The 24014-nt window shown below is 69.2% G+C and carries 20 protein-coding genes; 15 read left to right on the plus strand and 5 right to left on the minus strand.

Annotated elements, in window-relative coordinates:
- Positions 1 to 12 precede the first annotated feature (12 nt).
- The 5 genes from PV396_RS11795 (at position 13) to PV396_RS11815 (ending at position 5897) form a co-directional block, all read left to right on the plus strand.
- Positions 13 to 1425 (plus strand): WD40 repeat domain-containing protein, encoded by a 1413-nt coding sequence (locus PV396_RS11795; protein WP_319203398.1) that lies wholly within the window; start codon positions 13 to 15, stop codon positions 1423 to 1425.
- A complete protein-coding gene (locus tag PV396_RS11800) occupies positions 1371 to 1754 on the plus strand; it encodes an alpha-L-fucosidase (protein ID WP_319204075.1) in 384 nt (127 codons plus the stop codon). Before PV396_RS11795 ends, PV396_RS11800 begins: the two co-directional genes overlap by 55 nt.
- On the plus strand, positions 1732 to 3147 hold the full coding sequence (locus PV396_RS11805) for an RICIN domain-containing protein (protein ID WP_319203400.1): 1416 nt from the start codon (positions 1732 to 1734) through the stop codon (positions 3145 to 3147). The genes PV396_RS11800 and PV396_RS11805 overlap by 23 nt, the downstream gene beginning before the upstream one ends.
- Before the next feature lie 253 nt (positions 3148 to 3400).
- Positions 3401 to 5011, plus strand: a complete 1611-nt coding sequence (locus PV396_RS11810; protein WP_319203402.1) for a hypothetical protein — start codon at positions 3401 to 3403, stop codon at positions 5009 to 5011.
- A 226-nt stretch (positions 5012 to 5237) separates the two neighbouring features.
- Positions 5238 to 5897: a ribosome-inactivating family protein gene (locus PV396_RS11815; RefSeq protein ID WP_319203404.1), complete on the plus strand. Its 660-nt coding sequence runs from the start codon at positions 5238 to 5240 to the stop codon at positions 5895 to 5897.
- 52 nt (positions 5898 to 5949) lie between these two features.
- On the opposite strand, the gene PV396_RS11820 is transcribed toward PV396_RS11815, so the two are convergent.
- Entirely contained in the window at positions 5950 to 6924 is a 975-nt protein-coding gene (locus PV396_RS11820) for an alpha/beta hydrolase (RefSeq protein WP_319203406.1), read from the minus strand.
- A gap of 158 nt (positions 6925 to 7082) precedes the next feature.
- Here PV396_RS11820 and PV396_RS11825 point away from each other — a divergent pair, with 158 nt between their 5' ends.
- Positions 7083 to 7568 carry a MarR family winged helix-turn-helix transcriptional regulator gene (locus PV396_RS11825; RefSeq protein WP_416071380.1) on the plus strand — a complete coding sequence of 162 codons (486 nt, stop codon included), beginning with the start codon at positions 7083 to 7085 and terminating at the stop codon, positions 7566 to 7568.
- Positions 7569 to 7773: 205 nt separating this feature from the next.
- On the opposite strand, the gene PV396_RS11830 is transcribed toward PV396_RS11825, so the two are convergent.
- Together PV396_RS11830 and PV396_RS11835 are read right to left on the minus strand one after the other, a co-directional pair.
- Positions 7774 to 8442 carry a hypothetical protein gene (locus PV396_RS11830; RefSeq protein ID WP_319203409.1) on the minus strand — a complete coding sequence of 223 codons (669 nt, stop codon included), beginning with the start codon at positions 8440 to 8442 and terminating at the stop codon, positions 7774 to 7776.
- Complete coding sequence (locus tag PV396_RS11835) at positions 8439 to 8828, minus strand: hypothetical protein (protein ID WP_319203411.1); 390 nt, start codon at positions 8826 to 8828, stop codon at positions 8439 to 8441. The genes PV396_RS11830 and PV396_RS11835 overlap by 4 nt, the downstream gene beginning before the upstream one ends.
- 135 nt (positions 8829 to 8963) lie before the next feature.
- Here PV396_RS11835 and PV396_RS11840 point away from each other — a divergent pair, with 135 nt between their 5' ends.
- From PV396_RS11840 to PV396_RS11875, 8 genes are all read left to right on the plus strand, one after another.
- Complete coding sequence (locus PV396_RS11840) at positions 8964 to 11108, plus strand: tetratricopeptide repeat protein (protein ID WP_319203413.1); 2145 nt, start codon at positions 8964 to 8966, stop codon at positions 11106 to 11108.
- Complete coding sequence (locus PV396_RS11845; RefSeq protein ID WP_319203416.1) at positions 11093 to 11536, plus strand: CHAT domain-containing protein; 444 nt, start codon at positions 11093 to 11095, stop codon at positions 11534 to 11536. Before PV396_RS11840 ends, PV396_RS11845 begins: the two co-directional genes overlap by 16 nt.
- 25 nt (positions 11537 to 11561) lie before the next feature.
- Complete coding sequence (locus PV396_RS11850) at positions 11562 to 12155, plus strand: tetratricopeptide repeat protein (protein WP_319203418.1); 594 nt, start codon at positions 11562 to 11564, stop codon at positions 12153 to 12155.
- A gap of 335 nt (positions 12156 to 12490) precedes the next feature.
- Complete coding sequence (locus tag PV396_RS11855; protein WP_319203420.1) at positions 12491 to 13900, plus strand: family 2B encapsulin nanocompartment shell protein; 1410 nt, start codon at positions 12491 to 12493, stop codon at positions 13898 to 13900.
- A gap of 43 nt (positions 13901 to 13943) precedes the next feature.
- Positions 13944 to 15263 carry a family 2 encapsulin nanocompartment cargo protein terpene cyclase gene (locus PV396_RS11860; protein WP_319203422.1) on the plus strand — a complete coding sequence of 440 codons (1320 nt, stop codon included), beginning with the start codon at positions 13944 to 13946 and terminating at the stop codon, positions 15261 to 15263.
- 5 nt (positions 15264 to 15268) lie between these two features.
- A complete protein-coding gene (locus PV396_RS11865) occupies positions 15269 to 16171 on the plus strand; it encodes a geranyl diphosphate 2-C-methyltransferase (protein WP_319203424.1) in 903 nt (300 codons plus the stop codon).
- A gap of 546 nt (positions 16172 to 16717) precedes the next feature.
- A complete protein-coding gene (locus PV396_RS11870) occupies positions 16718 to 17383 on the plus strand; it encodes a Crp/Fnr family transcriptional regulator (RefSeq protein ID WP_319203426.1) in 666 nt (221 codons plus the stop codon).
- A 141-nt stretch (positions 17384 to 17524) separates the two neighbouring features.
- A complete protein-coding gene (locus PV396_RS11875) occupies positions 17525 to 17848 on the plus strand; it encodes a hypothetical protein (RefSeq protein WP_319203428.1) in 324 nt (107 codons plus the stop codon).
- A gap of 619 nt (positions 17849 to 18467) precedes the next feature.
- On the opposite strand, the gene PV396_RS11880 is transcribed toward PV396_RS11875, so the two are convergent.
- Positions 18468 to 20522: an alpha-L-fucosidase gene (locus tag PV396_RS11880; RefSeq protein WP_319203430.1), complete on the minus strand. Its 2055-nt coding sequence runs from the start codon at positions 20520 to 20522 to the stop codon at positions 18468 to 18470.
- A 385-nt stretch (positions 20523 to 20907) separates the two neighbouring features.
- Between PV396_RS11880 and PV396_RS11885 the strand changes: the two genes are divergently transcribed.
- A complete protein-coding gene (locus PV396_RS11885) occupies positions 20908 to 22779 on the plus strand; it encodes an alkyl/aryl-sulfatase (protein WP_319204078.1) in 1872 nt (623 codons plus the stop codon).
- On the opposite strand, the gene PV396_RS11890 is transcribed toward PV396_RS11885, so the two are convergent.
- On the minus strand, positions 22769 to 23992 hold the full coding sequence (locus PV396_RS11890) for a helix-turn-helix domain-containing protein (RefSeq protein WP_319203432.1): 1224 nt from the start codon (positions 23990 to 23992) through the stop codon (positions 22769 to 22771). The genes PV396_RS11885 and PV396_RS11890 overlap by 11 nt on opposite strands.
- Positions 23993 to 24014 lie beyond the last annotated feature (22 nt).

Below are 24014 nucleotides of genomic sequence, written 5' to 3' on the forward strand. Positions count from 1 at the left end.
CGGGCCGAGGAAGTGTTCGCGGGCGACGGACGCGGCTACGACGGTCTGACGTCCGAGGAGACGGCTTTCCTCGTCACCGCGGCGGAGCAGCGGACGACGGAGGAGCGGGCCGCCACCCGGGCCCGGCGCCGGAGCCGCACACTCACGGCCTCGCTCTGCGCCGTGCTGGCGGTGGCCCTGGTCGTCGGCCTGATCGCCGTGCGACTGCGTCAGGACAGTGAGAGGCAGACCACCGACACGGCGGCCCGCCGGGTGGCCGCGGTCGCTGACGCGCTGCGTACCACCGACCCGCGCACCGCGATGCTGCTCGGTGTCGCCGCATGGCGCGTTTCTCCGCTGCCGGAGTCCCGCCGCGGCCTGCTGGGCGCACTGGCCCAGCCCGAACTGGACAACTTCACCGACCCGGCGCCCGGTGACACCCCGAGTCGGTTCCTCGACTCATCCGGGCGCACCCTGCTCAGTACCAGCGACAACAGCACCTGGCGGACGTGGGATGTGGGCACCCATCGCCGTATCGCCTCGGGGCCGGTACCGCACGGGGCGATACTCGCCGCGGGGCCGGGCAACCGGGTGCTCGTCATCCAGGGCGCCGACAGGACCCAGCGGCTGTGGAACACCCGAACGAGGCGCTGGATCGGGGATCCCCTGCCGCCCATGTACACCGTGAGCTTCGGGGCGAGTGGCCGCACCTACCTGGCGAAGAACCTGGTCGACGGCCGGGTTGAGGTGTACTCCGTCGCCGACGGCCAACTGGTCTTCCGGACGCCGTCGGCCGGCGGTGCGCGGCGGCTCGCCGACGCGGCGGGCGACGGCGACCGGCTGCTGGCCGTCTGCCTGCGCGGCCGGTCCCCGCAGCTCTGGGACACCTCCACGGGCAGGGTGCGTCCCGGTGCCTGGTCGAGCGCTCGCGGCGTCTGTGGTGACAGCACCAGCCTCAGCCTCAGCCTCTGCAGCGGCCGGCTCGTCGCTCTCACCGAGGGCCGCCGCGCGCGTGTCTGGGACACCACGTCGGGGCGAGAGCTCGCCGACGTCGCCCACCCGGGTGTCCTCGGGGCTGTCGTGAGCTCGGACGGCTCGTTCCTGGCGACCGGCGGCGGCCAGGACATCAGAGTCTGGCGTCTGCCCAGCGGCGGCGCCCCCGTTTTCCGGCACTCCCTGGACAACGAACTGCTCTCCGGTCTCGCCTTCGACTCCTCGCGGCCCCTGCTGCGATATCTCGAAGGGGGCACGGTCCACACCCTCGACCTCGCCTCGACGCTCACCCGCGCCTGGCGCACGAATCCGCTCGCCGGGGTCCTGACCAACCCCGATGGCACAACGCTCGCCACCGCCGAACCCACCCGAACGCCTGGCACGCCGGGCAGGCCCCCCTGCAGAAGGACTTCGTCGGCCAGTACGTCACCGCCGTACGCGATGCCGGACTGAAGGTGGGCCTGTACTTCTCCCCCCTGAACTGGCGCTACCCCGGCTACTACGACGTCCGCGGCACCAACTGCCTGCCCAACGCCTGGGGTTACACCACCGATCCCGCACACAAGGAGAACGCGCGGATCATGAAGAACGAGGTGTACCAGCAGGTCAAGGAGCTGGTCACCCAGTACGGCAAGATCGACGACATCTGGTGGGACGGCGGCTGGCTGGGCCAGCAGGGCTCCGATGCGGACGCCGCCTTCTTCTGGGAGCCCGGCAAGTTCCGCGACATGGCCAACGAGTGGCGATGCCGTCACCACTATGCGCGCGGGCTGGATCGGTGACTTCGCCAGCGAGGAGGGCCCCTCCGTCCCGAGCGGCGCCATTCGCACCGGCAAGGTGTCGGAGAAGACGTTCACCATCGGCGGCGCCTGGGGCTACCGGGCCGGCTCCGGCGTCATGAGCTTCGGCAACGCCATGAACATCCTGGTCAACGCCTGGGTGCGTAACATGACGTGCCTGGTCAACATCGGCCCGGACCGCACGGGCGCCGTCCCCAGTGCCCAGCAGTCCCTGGTACGGCAGATCGGTTCCTTCCTGACCACGTGCGGGGCGGCCGTGTACGGCACCCGCGGCGGCCCGTGGAACCCGGTCGACGGCCAGTACGGCTACACATACAAGGACAAGACCTTCTACGTCCACCTGCTGCCCGGCTACAGCGGCACTTCCTTCACCACCCCTCAGATCGGCGACGCGACGGTCACCCGGGTCTTCGACGTGGCGTCGGGCACCGACCTGCCGTTCAGCGTGGACGGCAGCGGCAAGGTGACCGTCACCGGCATCAACCGCACCCGCATCCCCGAGGACAGCGTCGTCGGTGTCACCCTGGACCGGACGGTCCAGCCGGCCGACATCGCCGCCGGCAGGACCGCCACAGCGAGCAGCGAGGAGACCTCCAAGGGCAATACGGCTGCCAAGGCGGTCGACGGCTCCACCTCGAGCCGCTGGTGCGCGGGCAACGGCAACACCGGGAACTGGCTCAAGGTGGACCTGGGGGCGACCAGGTCGCTCACCGGCGCCCGGATCGCCTGGGAACTGGACGCCACCAACTACCGGTACAGGATCGAGGGCTCCACCGACAACAGCAACTGGTCCATGCTGGCCGACCGAACCGGCACCACCAGCACCAGCCAGGTCCAGGTCGCCATGTTCAGCGCCTCGGCACGGTACATACGGGTGACCGTCACCGGGCTGCCCTCCGGGGCCTGGGCCTCCATCCGCAACCTCGAGGTCCACGACCGGCCCTTCGCCGCGGACCTGGGCACGTTCAAGGTGGTCAACCGCAAGAGCGGCAAGGTACTGGACGTCAACGGAGCCTCCAGCGCCGACGGGGCGGCCGTCATCCAGTGGCCCTCGACCGGCGGCACCAACCAGCAGTGGAAGCTGCTGGCCAACACCGACGGCTCCTACCGGCTGTCCAACGTCCGCAGCGGCAAGGTCCTGGACAGTCCCGGCGGCTCCGCCCAGGGCGCGGCCCTCGACCAGCCGAGCGACACCGACTCCGGCAACCAGTGGTGGAACCTGGTCCCCGCGACCAGCGGCTACTACCGCCTGGTCAACGTCGGCAACGGCTGGTGCGCCGACGTCAAGGACGCCTCCACCGCGGACGGCGCCGCGATCGTCCAGTGGCCCAACACGGGCGGGACCAACCAGGAATGGCAGGTCGTCGCCCTGTAGCCGGCGATGTGCGAAAGGGCCGGTGTCACAGCGCACCGGCCCTCAACCTCCCCAACGCGGAACGCAGCAGAACAGCCACCACGACAGCCGCGTGGACACTCTGTGTGACCAGCATCAGAGGTGGGTCGCTAACCGAGAACCGTCCACAGGATTGTCTGACCTGGTAAAAGAGGGGTGCCAAACAACTTTCCGGTTGCCAGTGTCGGTGCGGTCAGGCCGGATCCCGGCACTCTGAGCCACCGAGGAAAAGCGTATGTCCTCCCCCGAAGCGATGATCTCCGCAGCGGAAACGCAACAGCCACCACCCGGCCCGGCCGACGGGCCGGGCCGGATGAACACGGATCGCGCGGTGGCCTCGGCGCAGCGGATGCTGTGGATCGTGGCCGCCGGGTTCTGTCTGCTGTCGGCCGTCCTCGTGCCGCTCACACTGCGGCTCGGCTGGGACGAGCTCGTGTACGCCAGCCGCTTCGGACCGTACGGTCCCGCGACCCCCTTCAGCGCCCCGCGTACCCGCGGGGTCCCCCTGCTGCTTGCTCCGATCGCCTCGTGGAGCAACTCGACGGTGCTGCTCAGGGTGTGGCTGCTTCTGCTGGCCGGCGGAGCACTCTGGCTGGGATTCCGGCCCTGGCTGCGGATCGTGCGTCGCCCGGCGGCGGTGTGGGTGGCGGCCGGACTGTACGGCAGCCTGTGGATCACCTTGTTCTACGCCGGTTCCGCGATGCCCAACCACTACACCGCGACGGGTGCCACCGCCGCGGTGGGCTGTTTCCTCGCGCCGCGCCCCCGGTACGCGGGTGTCGCGGCAGGCCTGGCGATGGTGACCCTGATGCGACCCAATGACGGGGTGGCCGTCGCCGTGCCGCTGCTCCTGGCAGCCCTGCTGATGCCCACACTGCGCGGCCACGGCCGCCTCCGGGGGCGTCTGTCAGCCGTGGCGGCCGGACTCGTGGCAGGTGCGCTGCCATGGATCGTCGAGGCGGAGGTGCGGTTCGGCGGAGTGCGGAACCGGCTCGCGGAGGCCGACGAGGTCCAGGGCGGCCTGCGGGCCGTCTTCACCCTGGGCGCCCATCTCACCGCGCTGGACGGCCCGCTGCTGTGTCGCCCCTGCACGGGCGACAGCGTACGGCTGCCTGTGACGGAGTGGTGGGTGCTGCTGCCGCTGCTGGTCGGCCTGGGACTGTGGGCGGAGCGCCGGGCGCGCCGGTCCACCGCGCCGCTGTGGCTGGCGGTGGCGGTCGCGGTGGCCGCGGCGGCGCCGTATCTCTTCCTCGTCCCCTACGCGGCGCCACGGTTCCTGCTGCCGGCCTACGCCCTGCTGGCGCTTCCCGCCGCTGTCGGGCTCCTCGCCGTCGTCCGCCGGGCCCGCGCCCGCCGCTCGCTGCCGACAGCCGCGGTGCTCACCCTGGCACTCCTCGGGCATGTGGGCATCCAGGTCGATCTCGTCCACACTCATGCGAGCATCCAGCAGCGGGCCCGCGGCGACTGGAAGAGGATCGCCGCCGTGCTGCGCGAACACGGGGTTCACCCGCCATGTGTCCTCGCAGGGAACACCTCGACGATTCCCATCGCCCACACCGCGGGCTGCACTGTCTCTGAGACGGTTTCCCCGGCGCGACCCAGTGCGCTGGTCCTCCGCTTGGGGAAGCCACCGCGCTGGGCGCGCGACTGGCAACGTTTCCCGGTGCCGAACTCCTACAGCCCCGGATGGATGGTCGTCGTTCCACGACAGCCGACCATGCGCCCCGGGACCGGTAGGGCGATACGGCCCCCGAGATCCATCGCGGCGCGGACGGCTCCCGAGGTGCCTTCGCGTCCGGGCCCGGGTATGGAGCGCGCGTGGCTCGACCTGCTGCCGCGCGAGTGACTCCTACACCCTGCTTCACCCTGCCGTGGCCTGACCGCCGCCGTCGCTCCGCGAAACGTGCGCGGCGAGCCGCGACGTGAAGCAGCTGCCGCCCTAGATTCGGGCAAATGGCCCCTAAACCGGCTTCTTTATTTGTACGCGGCGGCAACAGGGGCCTGCCAAACAACCTTTCGGCGGTGAGTGTCGGTCGTGACACCCCAGCGCGTCGAACAACCCGGAGCACTCCATGCCCACCAGCGTCCTCATCACGGTCGCCTTGTCCGTCCTGCTCGGATTCCTGGTGATGGCGCTGCCGACCGGGGGTACCGAGACCGTCGCCGGCAGGAAACGCGTCAACTTCCCACAGGTCTGCTGGGACATCAACCGCGGCTCGGACACCTATCTGACAATGCTCGACCAACTGCGGAACCTCGCCGAGACCTCGACCGACGGCCGCGGTTTCGCCGACATCGTGATCAGCAGCGGCAACACGGTCCCGACTCTGCACGCGACCGTACGGCTCAGCGACTTCCGCGTCGTGCGGTTCGTCTCCAGCGACACCCCGCACGACTTCGCCCTGAACCTCGTCTCCGACGTCCCCGACAAGGAGGACGTCACCGACGACAACTGGTTTCTCGGCAAGCAGGGCTACGACGCTCTCGCCCGCGTCGCGAACCAGTCGCTGACCGCCGTCGACCTGAGCGGGTCCGGCCTCGAGGAGAGCCTCAGGGACCTCGGCGTCCGCGGCACCGACCGCACCGCCCAGGCGCGCGGCATGCTGCGCTTCGTCATCGCCATCACCGAGGCCTCCCGGTTCCGCCCCATCGCCCACCACATCATGACCGGCATGGACAGCGGGTCCGACCTCTTCCTCACCGCACAGCAGGTCGGTCTGATGCGTCCCTAGATGTCCTGCCCAGGCAGCCGGAGCGGCCGCCATACCTGCGATTCGCGGTGGTTCACATCCGGCCGGTGGTACCGAAGGCCGTGCGCAAGGTGAGGATCGCCTGGTTGATCGCGGCCTCGGCGGCCTGGGTCTCGCGCAGGGCGTTGAGCATGACGAAGTCGTGGATGATGCCCTGGTAGCGGACCGCGGTGACGGGTACGCCGGCCTGGCGGAGCTTGTTGGCGTAGGCCTCGCCCTCGTCGCGCAGGACGTCGGCCTCGGCAGTGATCACGAGGGCCGGGGGCAGCTCGCGCAGCTGCTCGGCGGAGGCTCGCAGAGGGCTCGCGGTGATCTCGTCGCGCTGCTTCTCGTCGGACGTGTACTGGTCCCAGAACCACTGCATGGCGTCGCGCCGCAGGAAGTAGCCCTCGGCGAACTGGTGATAGGAGGGCGTGTCGAAGGCCGCGTCGGTAACCGGGTAGAACAGCACCTGCTGTACCAGTGGGACGTCACCCCGCTCCTTGGCCATGAGCGTGAGCGCGGCGCTCATATTGCCGCCGACCGAGTCTCCGGCCACGGCGATACGGGTGGCGTCGAGGCCCTTGGCGGCTCCGTCGGTGACGATCCAGCGGGCGACTGCGTAGTTCTGCTCGATGGCGACCGGGTAGCGGGCCTCGGGCGAGAGGTCGTACTCGGGGAAGACCACGGCCGCGCCCGCGCCGACGGCGAGTTCACGCACCAGGCGGTCGTGGGTGTGCGCGTTGCCGAAGACCCAGCCCGCGCCATGGATGTAGAGGATCACCGGGAGAGTGCCGGTGGCTCCGGCCGGGCGGACGACACGGGCGCGGACCCGGCCGGTCGGCCCCCCGGAGACGGTGACCCACTCCTCGTCGACGTCCGGCTTGGCGATGTCACCGGACTGGACCTCGTCGACGGTCTTGCGGCCCTCGACCGGACCGAGGTCGAACAGGTACGGCGGGTTCGCGGTGGCCTCGACGAAGGACTGGGCGGCGGGTTCGAGCACGGGACGGGCGTTGGTGTCGGTCATGGCGACCTCCTGGGTACGGGTGCCGCGGAGCACTCCCGACGGTAGTCCCGGTCGGAAGCGGTGGCACAAGCAGAAGAGTAGCGAGCCATTAGATCGTGCGCAACTTATTAGGGCTCGATATAATCGAGGAGACTTGGACGGTAACGTGGTCGACGTCGATGATCAGCACGGACACCAGGAGCCGCATCGTGGAACAAACCGCCGCAGAACGGCCCGAGGGGTCGCTGATCCTGGACGACCAGGTGTGCTTCGCCCTGTACGCCGCCTCCCGGGCGGTCACCGCCCGCTACCGGCCTCTGCTCGACACGCTCGGACTGACCTACCCGCAGTACCTGGTGATGCTCGTCCTCTGGGAACAGGACTCGATCTCGGTGAGCAGCCTGGGGGCGGCCCTCCAACTCGAGTCCAGCACACTGTCACCGCTCCTGAAGCGCCTCGAGGCGGCGGGCCTGCTGCGACGCGAGCGGCGTCCCGATGATGAGCGTTCTGTCGCCATCCACCTCACCGAGGCCGGTATCGAACTCCGGGACAGGGCCCGCACGGTTCCTGTCGCGATCGGTGACGCGATGGGCCTGAGCGCAGAGCAGGACGCCACCATCAAGCAACTGCTCCGAATGGTCACCGCCAACGTGACCGGCCAATGATCACGCGGTCGACTCCCCGCCGAGAGAGGCTGACCGGCAGGCTGAGTGCGGCCCGGTGAGGGCTGGTCGCGCAGTTCCCCGCGCCCCCAAGAGCAGGGGCTGCGCCCCGTGCTCTTGTCTTTCAGGGGCGCGGGGAACTGCGCGACCAGCCACAACGCACTCTGCGGCGATCGACGCTGTCCTGCTCGTCGTCGGACTGGCCTCCTCAGCCGCAGGCAGTCACCACGGACAAGTTGCTCACCTGCGCCATCGGGATGACGGCGGCGATGTGCCTTCCCGCCACCGTCAGGCGGAGCATCCCGCCGTCGGCCGATCTCAGGACGCCGCAGGTTGCCGTGGAGCCGTGTTCGACCTTCAGGTAGGAGGGCGGGGAGGCGGCGGCCGTGGGTGCGGGGGCCCACCATGTCAGGCCGACCCCTGCCAACAGGCACACCAGGCCCACGGCCACGGCGGCACGGGCGACGTCGAGCCTGGCCCCGGCGCGGCGGGCGGCGGCGACCCGGAGGGCCCGGACCGATCCGTACCGTTCGTGGACATCGGCCAGGGTCAGCGTCAGCCAGCGACCGCCCGCCTGGGCGGCCAGCGCCTGCCACAGCCCGATCACGCTGGCGGCGAGGCCGAGCGCGACCAGCGTCGTGATGGCGATCCGCCAGCCGACGGGCATGTCGCCGACCACGTCCCGTCCCTTGATGACAAAACCGGTGGTCACCAGGGTGATGAACGCGGCAAGGCCGTTGCGCCACTTCTCCGCGCTGTCCTGCACCCGAGGCAGTGAGTCGTCGATGAGCCGCTCGAACTCGGCCCGTTCGGTCAGATCGGAGGGCGTGGGCGGGCGGTCGGGCAGCAGGGCCCGGTAGCGCGGCGGCATGCTCATGGGGCCGCCTCGTCCGGATCGTCCGCGTCGAGCACCAACTGGACCCGGAAGGCGACGCCGCATCCCGTGACCTGCTCGGGTGCGCCTTCGTGGGGCTCGCCGCAGCCACAACTGACGTCGATGACCACTGTCGGCGGCAGGGGCTCCGTGCCGTGTCCGCCCCTCACCGGGGTGACCGCCTGGCCGACCTGCCGGTCGACGAACTGATGCCCGCACCGTGGGCACGGGCCACCGACGGTCGCCGTCACCACTCCCCCGCCGACGACCACGCCGGCCCGCATCCCTCCCGACTCGATCAGGCGGAAAGCACGTTCGGTCCACCGGTACGCCGTGCTCACCTGGTAGGGCACATCGACTGTCTCGGCGGCGGCCGGCTCGCTCGGCATCAACCTCGTCCTCCCCCGCATACGTGGAACTTCACCAGTGTAGTAACGGATGATGGCAATATGATCGGTGTGCGCGACTGGGTGGCACGACTGACTGGGCGGCCACGCGCGGGAGTTGAGGCGCGCGAGTCGTCTGTGGCATCGCGGCCGGTCGTCGATCCGGCCCGACTCGACGAGTTCGTGGCACGGCAGCGAGCACTGAGCGCGGGCCCGGCCGCCGGCCCCACCGACATGATGCGCCTCGCCGAGGCTCTGGTCACGCGGTTCGAACTCGCCGGGCGGCCCGAGGACCTCGACGACGCCATAGCCGCCGGCCGACGGGCCCAGCCGGGCTTCCCCGCCGACCACCCGCGCTGGGCCGAAGTCACCGGCAGGCTGCGGCAGTTGCTGTCGGTCCGCCACCGGCTGCGCGGCACGCCCGAGGACCTCGACGAGACGATCGCGCTCACCCGCCTGCTGATCACCGCACGTCCGGCCCGCGTGGAACTGGCGAGCCTGCTCGACGACTTGAGCGGGTTACTGACCACGCGGTACGAACGAGCAGGTGCGATCACCGACCTGGACGAGATACTGAAGGCGAGCAGGCAGGCGGTCAACAAGACCGCCACCCACGATCCGGACTGGGCGAGCCGGATGGCGAACCTCGCCATGGCCCTGCGCCTGCACTTCCTCCGGACCGACAAGGACGCCGACCTCGACCTGGCCATCCACACCGCCGAAGTGTCCGTCGAACATCTGGACCCTGGCCGCTCCGCATACGGGCCCGTCCGCTCGAACCTCGGAGTCCTCCTGCACGCACGCTTCGAACGGTCCGGCGACCGAGATGATCTCGACGGAGCCATCCGGCTCTACAGGGAGGCCGTCGAGCGTGACGCGGGGGATCCGCTGGGCCGGTCCGTCGTGCTGTCCAACCTCGCGTCCGCCCTGCACGACCGGTTCGAACACGCCGGGAACGACGCCGACTTGGACGAGGCGATCACCCTGGTGCGCCGTGCGGTCGACCTCACCCCGCCGCACGATCCGGCGATGGGACGGCATCTGACCAATCTCAGCAACATCCTGCTGCGCAGGCACGACCGCGACGGCGCTGACGCCGACCTGGCCGAGGCCCTCGAAGTGCTCCGCGCCGTCGTCTTCTCGACCACGGCGGCGCCGAGGCTGCGGCTGACGACGGCGCTCGTCTGGGCGGGGACGGCCGAACGCCGGGGCGATGCCGACGCGGCCCTGACCGCGTTGCACACCGCGGTCGACCTGCTGCAGGTCATCGCCTGGCACGGCCTGGACCGGGTCAGCCGCGAATCGGCACTGGAGAACGTGCGCGGCCTGGCGAGCGTGGCAGCGGCCGTCGCGGTACGCCTGGGCAGGCTGGAAAACGCTGTCGAAATGCTCGAACAGGGCACTTCGGTGCTCTGGGGCCAGAGCCTGCGTCTGCGGTCCGACCTGTCGGAACTGGCAGTGACCGCACCTGAGTTGGTGGACCGACTGCACGCCGCGCGCCGGGGACTGGACGGCGACACCGCGGACGACGAGGAGCGGACGCGGCTGAGCAGGCTCTGGGACGTGACGGTGCAGGAGGTGCGCGGCCTCCCCGGCTGGACGGACTTCCTGACCCCCGTGCCCTTCGACCGGCTGCGCCACGCCTCCGACGAGGGCCCCGTTGTCTGGCTCAACGTCGCCGAGGACCGCTGCGACGCGCTGGTGGTGGCGGACGGGCAGGTGACCCTGGTGCCCCTGATCGGGCTGAGCCACGAGTCCGCGCTGGAGAGGTGCAACACCTATCTGGAGTCCCTGTCCTACGCGGCTCAGTTCAGGGGTCCGAAGGACTTCCTCGTGCGCGAGCGCTTCCGCGAGGAACTGGTGGACATGCTGGCCTGGCTGTGGGACACGGTCACCGAGCCCGTGCTCGACGCACTCGGGTTCACCGGCACGCCGGCGGAACCACTGCCACGCCTGTGGTGGTGCCCGACGGGACCGCTGACCTTCCTGCCGGTGCACGCGGCCGGTCACTACGGTTCCGGCGCGGATCCGACCCGGTCGGTGCCCGGACGGGTCGTGCCCTCCTATGTCTCCGGGCTCAGCGCGCTGCTGCGTGCCCGGCACAACCCGGACACGGCACCCGCCCGTGTGCTTGCCGTCGGGGTGGCCGAGGGAGACGGGCGGCAGCCCACGCTGCCCGAGGTACGCCAGGAGCTCGCCGGGCTCACCGCCGTGGTGCCGCCCGAGCGGCTGACGTCCGGACGGGGTCACAAGCCACCCGCACCGCGGTGTTGCGGGCGCTGACCGAGCACTCGTGGCTGCACCTGGCCGGGCACACACAGCCTGATCCCGAGCGGCCCCTGCACACCGGGATCGTGCTGTCGGATGGTCCGCTCACCGTTCTCGATCTCGCCGACCGGCGCCTGGAGGGGGCGCAGTTGGCGTACCTGTCCGCGTGCATGACGACGTTGGGCAGCGGCCGGCTCATCGATGAGGCACTGCACCTGTCGGCGGTCCTCCAACTCGTCGGCTACCGGCACGTGGTCGCGACCCAGTGGCACATCGAGGACCGGTACGCCGCGCAGATGGCCGAGGCGGTCTACTCCCGGCTTTCCCGCAGCGGCGAACTGGACGCCGACAGCGCGGCGCGCGCTCTGCACGAGACGCTCGACGAGCTGCGTGAGCGGGCCCACCCTGTGGACTGGGCAGCGTATGTGCACCGAGGACCGTGAGAGCCGGAGACCGACAGGGGGATGAATGAACAGGAAACTGCGCAAGGAAGTCAGAGACATCGAGAAGCTGATCGTGGACAGCGGGCGCCGCGCCGCGGCAGATCCGGCGCGGCTGGCCGACCATGCCGATGTCCTCGTGCGCGCCGGGGACGTCTATCGGTCGGCGGACCGGCTGCCGGAGGCGTACGCCGTCCTGACCGAGGCTCTTGACGGATACCGGCGACTCGATGACCTGTCCGGCGAGATGCGCGTCCTGTCCGGTATGTCGTTCGTCCTGCGCGCCCAGGACCGGTTCGCCGAGGCCGCGGAGTGCTGTCGCCGCTCGCTCGACATCGCGACAGGTCTGGGCTGGGAGGAGGTGCGGGACGCGCTCCAGTGGCGGATCGCCGCGATGGAGGCGGCCGACCGGGCGGGCATCGACGTGCCTGACGAACTGGTCAAGGCAGCCCTGCACGGCGAGCCCGGCGAGGACTGGGTCTACGAGATCGACGGGAAACGGGTCAACGGCGACCACGCACCCCCGGAAGCCATCATCCGGGCCTGGCAGGTCGGCCCCGACCGACTGCTCACCGGTGTGGTCATCCCCAACGCCGACTACCGACCCGGCAAGAAGCGGTAGGAGCCGACGCCCGAGCGTTCAAGACGGCCTGGGGGTACGGAACTTCCGCGGCACCTCGACACGCGGTCCCCAGCGTTGCAGCCGACCGGCCGCTCGCCGGGGCCACGCCGCCCGTCACGTCGGCCGAACCCTGTCGACGGCCGGGCAAACATCGTGCGGGGCGCGATCATCGTATCGAGTTAACGTCGCCCGCTTTCCTTGGTCCACAGGACGAAGTGGCCACTACTGTTCACCTGGATCTGGACGGATTCCCCCTTGAATACCCCCTTTTCTCCTGTTGGTCCGACGAGCCCATACAGGTGCCCTCACCGCCCTGAGCAAGGAGAGCTCGCCCGATGACTGTTGACTCGAGCCCGGAAGCGCAACTGGAGCCGCCCCGGCAATCCCTGGGCACGGCGGCCGCCCGCAACCTCGCCACCACCACCAAGTCCGCCCCGCAGATGCAGGAGATCACCTCTCGCTGGCTGCTGCGGATGCTCCCCTGGGTGGAGGCCAAGGGCGGGGCCTACCGGGTGAACCGTCGCCTGACCTACACCGTCGGCGACGGGAGCGTGGAGTTCGTCCAGGACGGCGCCGATGTCCGGGTGATTCCTCGTGAACTCGGTGAACTGGCCATGCTGCGCGGCTTCGACGACGTGGAGGTACTGACCGCCCTCGCCGATCGGTGCGTCCAACGGGACTTCCGGGTCGGCGAGACGCTGGTGGAGCGCGGCGCCCCCGCGGACCGACTCCACCTGATCGCCCACGGCCGCATCAGCCGGACCTCCGTCGGTGGGTACGGCGACGAGGTCGCCCTGGACGTACTCGCCAATGGTGACCGGTTCGGCGACCACGCCCTGCTGGACGGGCACGCCCCCTGGGAGCACACCGCCACCGCCGTGACCTCGGGCACCCTGCTCACCCTGTCGCGCGCCGACTTCGAGGCCGTGCTGTCCATGGCGCCGGCCCTCCGGGACCACATCGAGAGGTTCAGGTCCCTTCCCCGCCAACGGCAGAACCACCGCGGCGAGGCGGAGATCGCGATGTCGGCCGGCCACACCGGCGAGCACGATCTGCCCGGCACGTTCGTCGACTACGAGGTGAAACCCCGCGAGTACGAACTCTCGGTCGCGCAGACCATCCTGCGGATCCACACGAGGGTCTCCGACCTCTACAACGAGCCGATGAACCAGACCAAGGAGCAACTCAGGCTCACCGTCGAGGCGTTGCGCGAGCGCCAGGAGCACGAGCTGATCAACAACAGGGAGTTCGGTCTGCTCCACAACGCCGACTTCAAGCAACGTATTCAGACGCGCTCCGGCCCGCCGACCCCGGACGACATGGACGAGCTGCTCTGCCGCCGTCGCGGGTCGAAGTTCTATCTCGCGCACCCCAGGACCATCGCGGCGATCGGGCGTGAGTTCAACGCGCGCGGGCTCTATCCGGACCACGTCGACCTCGGTGGTCAGCAGGTCCCGGCCTGGCGCGGGGTGCCCATCCTTCCCTGCAACAAGATTCCCATCACGAGGGAGATGACGAGCTCGATCCTCTGTATGCGTACCGGCGAGGACAACCAGGGTGTCATCGGGCTTCATCAGACGGGTCTGCCGGACGAGTACGAACCGGGCCTGTCGGTGCGGTTCATGGGCGTCAACGAGCAGGCGATCACCTCCTACCTCGTCAGCGCCTACTACTCCGCCGCCATCCTCGTCCCGGACGCGGTCGGCGTCCTGGAGGACGTGCAGATCGCCCGCCGGCCCAGGTAGCGGGCCCGACACCCCAGGACAGACGCCAACAAAGGAGCCATCGATGCCCGCGCCCGAGCCGACCCCTCCGCAGTCGAGCCTGCCGGTGGCCGCTGCCGACTTCGGGGCTCATGTCCTCGCTCAAGCCGCGGCCCGTGCCTGCGATGTCAAGGCGGCCACCGGCGAGTCGCCCGGTGCGCCGGCCCTGCCCGCTGCGCCGGCTGCACCCGCGCTCACCGTGCCGGCACCGCTGCCCCCCGACGCTCCGACAGCCGAGGTGCCGCCACCGATCCCCGGCCTGGAACGGATCCTGCGCGGCCCCAGCGGCCTGGGCACGGCGGGCCTGCGGCTGATCCCGCGGGAGCAGCCGCCGACGCCTTCGGAGCCGTCGGCGGCCACGGCGAAGGGCAGGCCGATCCCCGGTCTCTACCACCATCAGGTGGCCGAGCCCGACCCGAAGCGGGTCGAAGAGGTCAGCCGAAGGATCAAGTCCTGGGCGTTGGACGAGGTCTCCCTGTATCCCAAGGATCTGGAGGAGCAGTTCGACGGCTTCTCCGTGGGCCGCTACATGGTCGGCTGCCATCCGGACGCACCCACCGTCGACCACCTGATGATCGCCACCCGTCTGATGGTGGCCGAGAACGCGGTGGACGACTACTACTGCGAGGACCACGGGGGTTCGCCCGTCGGCCTCGGCGAACGCCTTCTGCTGGCGCACACGGCACTCGACCCCGTGTACACGACGGGGGAGTACCAGGGGCAGTGGGCGAAGTCGCTCGAGGCGGACGCGCCCCGGCGCGCCTACCGCTCCGCCATGAGCTACTTCTCCCAGGCGGCCACCCCTTCCCAGAGCGACCGGTTCCGGCACGACATGGCCCGGCTGCACATGGGGTATCTCGCCGAAGCCGCCTGGGCACAGCTGGACCACGTACCCGAGGTGTGGGAGTACCTGGCGATGCGCCAGTTCAACAACTTCCGCCCCTGCCCCACCATCACCGACACCGTCGGCGGCTACGAACTGCCGATGGACCTGCACGCCCAGGGCGACATGCAGAAGGTCATCGCGCTCGCGGGGAACGCGACGACCATCGTGAACGACCTGTACTCGTACACCAAGGAACTCGACGCTCCGGGCCGGCACCTGAACCTGCCCGTCGTGATCGCCGAACGTGAGGGCCTCTCCGACCGGGACGCCTATCTGAAGTCGGTCGAGGTCCACAACGACCTCATGCGCGCCTTCGAGGCCGAAGCCGCAGCCCTGACCGCCAACTGTCCCGTCCCGAGTGTGCAGCGCTTCCTGCGAGGCGTGGCCGCGTGGGTCGACGGCAACCACCACTGGCACCAGACCAACACCTATCGATACAGCCTGCCCGATTTCTGGTAGCAAGAATGGATTCCTCTGTGAGCAGCACGACCAGCACCGAACTCACCGCCACCGACGCTCCTGTGCGTATCCCCGGCCCGGCGTCTCCCTACCAGGGAGACATCGCCCGCTACTGGGACGGGGAGGCCAGGCCCGTCAACCTGCGTCTCGGCGATGTCGACGGTCTCTACCACCACCACTACGGCATCGGCGAGGTCGACCACTCCGCGCTCGGCGACGCCGAGGACAGCGAGAGCGAGAAGAAGCTGATCGCCGAGCTCCACCGCCTGGAGTCGGCGCAGGCGGATCTCCTCCTGGGGCACCTCGGCGACATCGGGAGCGACGACACTCTCGTGGACGCCGGCTGCGGGCGCGGTGGGTCGATGGTGATGGCGCACCGACGCTTCGGATGCAAGGTCGAAGGGGTCACGCTGTCGGCCAAGCAGGCCGACTTCGCCAACCGGCGTGCCCGGGAACTCCGTATCCAGGACCATGTCCGCGCCCGGGTCTGCAACATGCTCTCCACACCCTTCGAGACCGGTCAGGCCGCGGCCTCGTGGAACAACGAGTCCAGCATGTACGTCGACCTGCAGGACCTCTTCGCGGAACACTCCCGCATCCTCGAGGTCGGCGGCCGCTATGTGACCATCACCGGCTGCTGGAACCCCCGTTACGGCCAGCCTTCGAAGTGGGTCTCACAGATCAACGCGCACTTCGAGTGCAACATCCACTCGCGCAGGGAGTACCTGCGTGCCATGGCCGACAATCGCCTGGTCCCCCAGTCGGTCATCGATCTCACGCCCGACACCCTGCCCTACTGGGAGCTGCGGGCAACGTCTTCGCTGGTCACGGGAATCGAGGACGCGTTCATCAACTCGTACAAGGACGGCTCCTTCCAGTACCTCCTCATCGCCGCCGACCGAGTCTGAATCTCTGCTACGCGGGGGCCTGTGCTTCAGGGAACAGGCCCCCGCGTGCAAGGCCGACGAACGGCAGCGGCGCGCCCGAGAGGGTTGATCGTCACCGACACCCTCGGTCTATTACTGGCCGTGCACGTGGTCGCGGCGAGCGTCCAGGAGCGCGACGGCGGCCGTGGATCGCCGGTGTGGACCGATTCGGCCACCCGCACGTCAGAAGATATGGACAGATCAGCGCTCTGCCGAACGTTTCGTCGACTGGACCGCCACGATGCTCGGCCGCGAGCTGGAGATCGTCCGCGAAGACCCCGGTCAGCTGGGCTTGCAGATGCCACCGAAGCGGTGGGCAGTCGAGCGCACATTTTCCCTCGATCACCGCCCACCATCGCCTCGCCCGCTCCGAGACGACAATCCGCTGGGCGATGGCCGGCATCATGGTGCGCCGCCTGGCACGCGGTCGCCGGAGCCCTGTCGGCGGCAGGCCATGCCCGACGCGGGCACTGATCTCAGCATTGGGTATTTCGGAACATTCCTCTGCGCAGAACTACACTCACCGGCATGACTAGTGACGTGATCGCGGCGATGACAACAGAGCAGCGACAGGAACTGGAAGCGCTGGGAGTCAGGGTCCAGTTCCCCGCGAAGCACGTCATCTTCTGGGAGGGGCAGCCCTCCCGTTCCATCCTGATCCTTCAGGAAGGGAATGTCGCGGTAATGCAGGAGGCCGAAGACGGCTCTGAAGTGCTGCTGGCTGTCCGCGGACCTGGCGAGTTGATGGGTGACGAGGGCGCTTTGACGGGTGAGCCACGATCAGCCACCGTCAAAGCGGTCAGCAGCGTCGTAGGCCTGGACGTCACGGCTGAAGATCTCGTCCAGCTCGTTGACAAGTACCATCTCTGGCCCCAAATGTATCGAAGCGCCATCCTGCGCCGACGCGAGTCGGACGACGAGCGGGCTTCGCTCGCCCGTCTCGACGTCACACACCGTTTCGCACGCATGCTGCTTGGCCTGGTCGTGGAGGCCGGCCAGGAAGTTGACGGGCGCTGGGAGATCGATGTGGCGCTGTCCCAACAGGATCTGGCAAGCCGAGTTGGCGCCTCCCGCGAAGCGGTAGCCCTCGTACTGCGGAATCTCCGTAAGCAAGGGCTGGTCGCTACGGGGCGGCAGGAGATCACCGTGCTTGACCTTGATGGATTGCGCAGACTTGCATCCTCGAGCCAGTAGACACCCACAGATCTCTGTGTACCATTACACAGAAGGGTCGCCGTGCAGCCGCTGGCTGCTGTGTGCTCACTTCATGCCCCCTGCTACTGGGGCACCTTAGGAGTTGGCAAAGGCGCACGGCAGACACTGGGAGGTCGCGGGATGTCGGATGAGTTGGGGCCGTTTCAGGGGGTCTGGGACGCCTGGGTCGAAGCGCAGGACGAGATCAGCCGTAAGCCGATCTCCCACTTCGAGCAAGCAATCCAGATCCAGTTCGACGAGCTCAGGGTTCACCTGGCCGCTGGCGACCGCGAGGCTGCCGCGCGCGAGATGGTGGACGTGGTCAGCATTGCCCTGAACGCCCTGCGCAAGCTGGGGTTCTCGCCCAAGGAAATCGCGGAGATCGCCCGCGCCCGCGCTGAGAACCGGATGGCCGGTCAGGCACACGAAATCTTGGACAAGTACCAGACGGTCCATCAGATCTGAAGCGTCAAAGCATAGTTGCCTACACGGGGGTTGATCGAGGCTGCTACGCACCCGATCCGGCCCAGGACAGGGAAGGTATGGATCGGTGGACGGTGCGGCGATCCTTTTAGTTCTCGCCATCACAGGCGTGCTCTCGGTGGTGCTCTTCGCCTTGAAGGGGCTACTGGACCAGGTCCCCGACGTAATCGATTCCGCCGGACGAGCGCGCGATGCGTGGCGGCGATTTCGCGGCCCCGAAGATTCGGTGGCAGCAGGCGAGGAGCCGCCAGCGGCTTCGTAGGCCAGTCGGCCTGACAACGGCAACCTGCTGTCCGGCGGCGCTCCCTTCAGCACCGCCGCATCTGATGTGACCGCGAAGCTGTGCTCTTGAGCCGCTTGCGCAGCTACCGGCCGTTTGGGGCACCTGCCCGCCCCTTCTCCTCGCCCGGCACGCCGCCGGCCGGGCATCCGCGATCGCAGCGATCTCCCGAGCGGGAGCTTGCGCCATCGCGAGGTGAGGCCCTCAGCGCGCCGGTATTGTCTCGCGCGATCTCGCACTGCCCGTGCCACTGCGGGCGCCTACCGGCTCGTAAGCGCCCGCCGACGCACAACCCAGGCGTGCCCCCCGGGGTGGCACCAGTCAGCTGACTGGGCTGATCGTCCACAGCAGGTTGGTGCTCTGCTGCCACGTCCACTGCTTGGTCACGGCCCCTGCGGCGACCATTCCTCCGCCGTCCAGGACCAGGCCCGTGCTGCGGTTGGCGATGGAGTACTGGCCTTGGCCTCGGTGGACTATCTGCCATTGCTGGGTGTTGCCGCCGTCCCAGGCCTTCTGCCGGGCCGGGTCGCCGTTGGCGGTGGCGCCCCAGCCGTCGGCGACCATGCCGTTGGTGCGGTTGACGAGCCTGTAGTAGCCGTTCCCGAGTTCGATGGCCTGCCACTGGAGATTGGCGTTGTTTACCGAATCCCACTGCTTCAGGTTCGAACCGCTCGCGACATTGCCGCCGCTGTCCAGCACCAGGTGGTTCGTGACGTTGGCCAGGCGGAGGTATTTGTCGGGCCTGAACGTCACCTTCAGCGAGGCGACGACGTCGTTGTTGCCGGTCACCCGGAGGTCCGGCGTGTTCGAGGTGAACGTCCAGGCGGTGCCGGTGAAGTTGTCACCGGAGTAGCCCGTCACCTGGTAGCCGTCGGGCACCAGGAGGGAGGAGATCATGGCAGGTCCCAGGCCTGCGGCGGACAGCTGGGAGGAGGTGTAGCCGCCCAGCTGCAGGACGGCCCGGGCACCGTCGTAGTTGACGTTCTGGAACACCGTCGCCGAGACCCGCACGGGCATGCCCTGCACCTCGACGCACACCACGGAGTCGATGGCGTTCGGCGCGGCGGCTGGGACGGTGACATTGATCTGGTCGGTGACCGTGTACGGGAGCGAGACCGAGGGGTTGTTCAGCAGGTAGACGCGGCTGACCGTGTTGTCGATCGCCGGGATTCGCAACTGCCCGTTCGTGGGCCAGGTGAAGACGTGGGCGAAGAGCTTGCCGTTCTTCTTGGTGACCGTCCCCCAGGCGGGGTCCGCGGCGAACGGGCTGCCGCTGGTGCCGTGAATGCTGTCGCTGTACGTCGACATCCACGAGGCCAGGCCGGTCAGGACGGTCTGGGTTCCCGCGCTGACCGAACCGTCGCCCTTGGGGCCGATGTTCAGCAGGTGGTTGCCGTCCCGGGAGACGACCGTCACGAGCTCCCGAACGATGTCCGTGACCGATCTGTAGGAGTTCTCCTTCGACGCGTCGTAACCCCAGGCGCCGTTCATGGTGGCGCACCGCTCCCAGGGCCGGCCCATCGGCGTGCTGGGCACCCCGAACTCCGCGACCGCGTAGTCTCCCAGGCCGTGGTCCCGCTTGACCCGCTCGTTGACGATGAGGCCGGGCTTGCGGGCGATCAGCCAGTCGTAGAGGTCCTTGCCGTCCGACGTCAGCCACCAGTCCTCCAGGGTGGGGCCGGCGGGCTCGTCGAACCAGTCACCGTCGAACCACAGCAGGGCCGGGTCGTAGCGGTCCAGCAGTTCCTGCAGCTGCGCCTTCAGGTCGGCGATGTAGGCGGTGCGGGCCGTCTGCGAGGACATCGTGGTGAGACCGCCCTCGTGACGGTCCGTCTGGGACGGGTGGTTCCAGTCGAGGATCGAGTAGTACAGGCAGAACTTGATGCCACGGCTCTCGCACTCTGTCTTGAGGTCCATGAGCAGGTCGTTCTGGACGCCGGTGTAGTCGTGCAGGTTGTACGGCTTGGTGCCCGTGGTGTCGGTGAAGCCGGGCACGTTGGAATCCCACATCGCGAAGCCCTCGTGGTGCTTCGCGGTGATCACGAGGTACTTCATGCCGGCGTTCTTGGCCAGTTCGGCGATGGTGGCGGCGTTGAACCGGGTCGGGGCGAAGTTCTGGGTGACCCGGGTCTGGTAGTCCGCCTTGCTCCACTGCTGGTTGTCGAACGCCCACTCGCCCTGGCCGAGGTACGAGTACGACCCGAAGTGGATGAACATCCCGAACCTCGCCTGGTACCACCAGTCCATCTTCGAGGGGACGGTGTACGCCTCGGCGGTGGAGGGCCACAGGACCTGCGGCAGGCCGAAGGCCGCGACTCCTCCGGCAAGGGCGGCGGCCTTCATCACAGAGCGTCTGCTGAGGGAGTCGGAGGACATGGTGCGGCTCCATGTGTCGAGTGTGTCGAGCGGAGGGGTGACAGGACGTCAGGAACGGCATGCCGACGTGGCGGCCGCGCTCCGCGCTGCCCCGAAGAAGACATCGGATGGATTTATAGGAGCACGAGGGTGGCCGCGTCTATAGCTGAGACGAGATTCAAGCAAAACAGCACAGCAAGCTGGCATTTCCAAGGGTCACACCAAGCCTGGAGATCACTTTCACCCTCCGAAAACCCCTACACGTAGGATCTCTTGAGAGTGGATCTTCCGCCTGCCGTACCCGCTGCTCGTTGTGACGCGTCAGCGGATTTTCTGTGATGTGTCATCAGGCACCGTCCGCCCGGGACTGTGAGGATCGATGACCATGACGAGCAGCGAGACGACCATGACCGGCAGCGCGCACGAGCCCTGGGGCGGTGGCCTGGCCTGGGACGACGAACGGGACTTCGCCGACGCTGACCGGGGGTTCATCGCCCGGCTGGAGCCCGGCGTAGTGCGGGCCGCGGACGGCCGGGTCGTGTGGGACGCGGACGCGTACGGATTCCTGGACGGGGAGTGTCCGCCGACCGCGCATCCCTCGCTGTGGCGGCAGAGCGGGCTCGTGGCGCGGCAGGGGCTGTACGAGGTCGTGCCGGGGATCTACCAGGTGCGCGGCCTGGACCTGTCGAACGTGACCTTTGTGGAGGGCGAGCGCGGTGTCGTCGTCATCGACCCGCTGATCAGCGCCGAGGTGGCCGCTGCCGCCCTGGCGCTGTACCGGGAGCACCGCGGCGAGCGGCCCGTGACGGGAGTGATCTACACCCACTCGCATGTCGACCACTTCGGCGGTGTCCGCGGCGTCGTCGATCCGGCCGAGGTCGCGGCCGGGCGGGTGCCGGTCCTCGCCCCGTCCGGGTTCCTGGAGCATGCCGCCGCCGAGAACGTCTTCACCGGAACGGCGATGGCCCGCAGGTCGGGTTACATGTACGGGGCCGCGCTGCCGAAGGGGCCGGCCGGGCAGATCGGCTGCGGGCTCGGGCAGACGACGTCGACCGGCAGCGTCGGCCTGATCGCGCCGACGGTCGACATCACCCGTACCGGGCAGGTGGAGACCGTCGACGGGGTACGGATGGTCTTCCAGCTCACGCCGGGCACGGAGGCTCCGGCGGAGATGAACTTCCACTTCCCCGATCTGGGGGTGCTGTGCGTCGCGGAGAACGCCTGCCACACCCTGCACAACGTGCTCACCCTGCGCGGGGCGCTGGTGCGCGACCCCAGCGCCTGGGCGCGGTATCTGACGGAGACGGTACGGCTGTTCGCCGACGACACCCGCGTTGTCTTCGCCTCCCACCACTGGCCCATCTGGGGCCAGGAGCGCGCGATCCGCTTCCTGGAGGAGCAGCGCGACGCCTACGCCTATCTGCACGACCAGTCCGTCCGGCTGATCAACTCCGGGTACACCGGGGCCGAGATCGCCGAGGAACTGTCCTTCCCGCCCGCGCTCGCCCGTGCGTGGCACGCGCGCGGCTACTACGGCACGCTCAGCCACAACGCCAAGGCCGTCTACCAGCGCTACATGGGCTGGTTCGACGGCAACCCGGCCCACCTGTGGCAGCACCCGCCCACCGAAGCCGCCGTACGGTACGTGGAGTTCATGGGCGGAGCGGACGCGGTGGTCGCCAAGGCGCGCGCGTCGTACGAGGCCGGGGACCTTCGGTGGGTCGCGGAGGTGCTCGCCCATGTCCTGTTCGCCGAACCCGGGCATCACGAGGCTCGCGCCTTGCAGGCCGACACCTTCGAGCGGCTCGGGCACGGCTCCGAGTCCGGGCCGTGGCGCAACTTCTACCTGATGGGCGCCGCCGAGCTGCGCGACGGCATCCTCGGGACGCCGACGCCCAACGCGCCCGATGTCCTGGCCGCACTGACCGCCGAGCAGGTCTTCCAGTCCATGGCCGTACGCATCGACGGGCCTCGCGCGGCCGAGGCCGGACGCCTGCTGCTGCGCTGGGAGTTCACCGACACCGGCGAGGTGTGGACGCTGCTGCTGTCCAACGGGGCGCTCACCCCGATGCGCGGGGACGCCCCGCGCGGCGAGCGGCCCGCCGTGGTACTGCGGCTGGCCCGCACCACCCTGAACGCGGTCCTCGGCGGGGCGACGACCTTCGCCGACGAGATCATGGGCGGGGCCGTGGCACTCGACGGCGACGCCCACGTTCTGATCATGTTCGGCTCCCTGCTGGAGTCACCCGACCCGGACTTCGCCCTCGTCACTCCGTGACACCGGGGTCGGCGTCACGCAGCAGCAGGGCCGCGAGCGCCAGGGCCACATCCCGGGGGTCGGCGAGGTCCAGCCCGGTCAGGTCCTGGATCCGGGCGAGCCGGTTGTCCACGGAGTTGGGGTGCAGGTTGAGCAGGCGGGCGGTGGCCCGGCGGTCCTGACGCTGTTCCAGGTGGGTGCGCAGGGTCTCGACGAGCTCGGGGCGGTCGGCGAGGGGGGCGAGCATGGCGACAATGCGGGCGCTGCCCTCACTCGGGCGGGAGAGGTGGTACTCCAGCAGCACGTCCTCGAGCCGGTGCACTCCGGGCCGCACACCGCAGGCGGCCGCGACCCTGATCACCTCGGAGGTCAGTCGTGCGGCGCGCGGGATGTCGCCGACCGTCGTCGCGACAGCGGCTGCCAGCCGTAGCTCCGGTCCTGCCGTCTCACGCAGCAACTCCCTCAGCCGACCGGGTGGTTCGGTCACTCCCGGTACGACGACATGCCCGCCGTCACCGTCGAGCACGGCGAGCACCTCCGTGCCGAAGGCGCGGTCGAACGCCCCCTGAACGCGCCGAAGCCGTCGCCGGACGGTGACGGGGGAAGGCCGGCCCATGACCCCCGAAGTGCCGAAACGCAGGCACAGGACCAGCACAGATCCGTCCGGCATGGGCGCGCCGATGACCGGCCTGCCGTCCAGCAGGGCCCGGGCGAGCGTGCGGCGCTGCTCGTGGCGTTCGGCGGCGAGGGCGACCTGCTCATCGAGGTAGCTCTCCGCCACGGCGCCCACGACTCGGTCCGCGGCCGTGAACAGCGCCTCGGTCAGCTCGGCCAGGGCCTGTTGCTCGCCGGGACCGGCCACCTCTCGCAGGGCCCGCCACAGTTCCCGTGCGCCCAGGGTGTAGGTGCGCAGCAGAAGGTGGAGCGGCATGCCCTCCTCGGCGCGCTGGGCGGCGCGTTCCTGGAAGTACTCCAGCGAGTCCCACTCGGACGCCTCGGCGGCGCCGCGCAGGAACAGTCGTACGGCGTGCCGAGCCGTCGCGGCGATCTCCACGTCCTTGACGTCACCCGGCAGCTCGGCATAGCCGCTCAGTTGCTCGAACACGCCTCGGGCCATGCGCCGGGCGAGCTCGTTGACCTGCGACTCGCAGCGGGCGGCGAGCGCCGCCGCTGCGGGGGACAGTTGCTGCGGGCGGCCGTCGGACGCCGGTTCGGAGTGTTCGTCATGCGTCATGGCCCACCTCACCGCTGATTGT

Origin of the sequence: Streptomyces sp. ME02-8801-2C (assembly GCF_033793965.1) — a bacterium.
In the GTDB taxonomy this organism is placed as follows: domain Bacteria; phylum Actinomycetota; class Actinomycetes; order Streptomycetales; family Streptomycetaceae; genus Streptomyces.

Bases quoted from the DNA above. Each gene is read 5' to 3' on its own strand.
- PV396_RS11805 (WP_319203400.1), top strand. From the start codon at position 1,732: ATGCGCGCGGGCTGGATCGGTGACTTCGCCAGCGAGGAGGGCCCCTCC.
- PV396_RS11810 (WP_319203402.1), top strand. From the start codon at position 3,401: ATGTCCTCCCCCGAAGCGATGATCTCCGCAGCGGAAACGCAACAGCCA.
- PV396_RS11815 (WP_319203404.1), top strand. From the start codon at position 5,238: ATGCCCACCAGCGTCCTCATCACGGTCGCCTTGTCCGTCCTGCTCGGA.
- PV396_RS11820 (WP_319203406.1), bottom strand. From the start codon at position 6,924: ATGACCGACACCAACGCCCGTCCCGTGCTCGAACCCGCCGCCCAGTCC.
- PV396_RS11825 (WP_416071380.1), top strand. From the start codon at position 7,083: ATGATCAGCACGGACACCAGGAGCCGCATCGTGGAACAAACCGCCGCA.
- PV396_RS11830 (WP_319203409.1), bottom strand. From the start codon at position 8,442: ATGAGCATGCCGCCGCGCTACCGGGCCCTGCTGCCCGACCGCCCGCCC.
- PV396_RS11835 (WP_319203411.1), bottom strand. From the start codon at position 8,828: ATGCCGAGCGAGCCGGCCGCCGCCGAGACAGTCGATGTGCCCTACCAG.
- PV396_RS11850 (WP_319203418.1), top strand. From the start codon at position 11,562: ATGAACAGGAAACTGCGCAAGGAAGTCAGAGACATCGAGAAGCTGATC.
- PV396_RS11855 (WP_319203420.1), top strand. From the start codon at position 12,491: ATGACTGTTGACTCGAGCCCGGAAGCGCAACTGGAGCCGCCCCGGCAA.
- PV396_RS11860 (WP_319203422.1), top strand. From the start codon at position 13,944: ATGCCCGCGCCCGAGCCGACCCCTCCGCAGTCGAGCCTGCCGGTGGCC.
- PV396_RS11865 (WP_319203424.1), top strand. From the start codon at position 15,269: ATGGATTCCTCTGTGAGCAGCACGACCAGCACCGAACTCACCGCCACC.
- PV396_RS11870 (WP_319203426.1), top strand. From the start codon at position 16,718: ATGACTAGTGACGTGATCGCGGCGATGACAACAGAGCAGCGACAGGAA.
- PV396_RS11875 (WP_319203428.1), top strand. From the start codon at position 17,525: ATGTCGGATGAGTTGGGGCCGTTTCAGGGGGTCTGGGACGCCTGGGTC.
- PV396_RS11880 (WP_319203430.1), bottom strand. From the start codon at position 20,522: ATGTCCTCCGACTCCCTCAGCAGACGCTCTGTGATGAAGGCCGCCGCC.
- PV396_RS11885 (WP_319204078.1), top strand. From the start codon at position 20,908: ATGACCGGCAGCGCGCACGAGCCCTGGGGCGGTGGCCTGGCCTGGGAC.
- PV396_RS11890 (WP_319203432.1), bottom strand. From the start codon at position 23,992: ATGACGCATGACGAACACTCCGAACCGGCGTCCGACGGCCGCCCGCAG.